The organism is Streptomyces sp. NRRL F-5755, from assembly GCF_001279365.1.
GTDB lineage: Bacteria > Actinomycetota > Actinomycetes > Streptomycetales > Streptomycetaceae > Streptomyces > Streptomyces rimosus.
In genome coordinates this window covers 1-211 of sequence record NZ_LGCW01000247.1, presented here as the reverse complement: position 1 = coordinate 211, position 211 = coordinate 1, and the positions used below count along the sequence as shown (strand labels likewise).

General features: G+C 57.8%; 1 rRNA gene. It reads right to left on the bottom strand.

Going from position 1 to position 211, the window contains the following annotated elements:
• A 23S ribosomal RNA gene (locus tag ADK86_RS19510) occupies positions 1-211 on the bottom strand; the annotation flags it as partial.

Here is a 211-nt window from a genome sequence, read left to right as displayed (position 1 = left end):
CAGGCGTCAGTCCGTATACATCGCCTTACGGCTTCGCACGGACCTGTGTTTTTAGTAAACAGTCGCTTCTCGCTGGTCTCTGCGGCCACCACCAGCTCACACCGCAAGGGCGATCACCAGCCGTGGCCCCCCTTCTCCCGAAGTTACGGGGGCATTTTGCCGAGTTCCTTAACCATAGTTCACCCGAACGCCTCGGTATTCTCTACCTGAC